The organism is Micrococcus sp. GbtcB5 (assembly GCF_019091605.1).
Lineage (GTDB): Bacteria > Actinomycetota > Actinomycetes > Actinomycetales > Micrococcaceae > Micrococcus > Micrococcus luteus.
In genome coordinates, this window is record NZ_JAGXJK010000627.1 from 1 (window position 1) to 229 (window position 229).

At 75.1% G+C, this 229-nt stretch carries 1 protein-coding gene; it reads left to right on the forward strand.

What is annotated here, in order from left to right; translation table 11 throughout:
• Positions 1-229 (forward strand): lyase family protein (locus KVS67_RS13765; RefSeq protein WP_254629394.1); only part of this gene is annotated, 229 nt, incomplete at both ends.

Below are 229 nucleotides of genomic sequence, written 5' to 3' on the forward strand. Positions count from 1 at the left end.
AGGAGTTCGGCGGCTACGCCGCGCAGGTCCGCTACGGCATCGAGCGCATCCAGTCCGCGCTGCCCCGCGGGGCCGAGGTCCCGCTCGGCGGCACCGCCGTGGGCACCGGCATCAACACCCCGAAGGGCTTCTCCGCCCGCGTGGTCGAGCTGCTCGCCGAGGGGACCGGTCTGCCGCTGGCCGACGCCCGCAACCACTTCGAGGCCCAGGCCAACCGCGACGGCCTCGT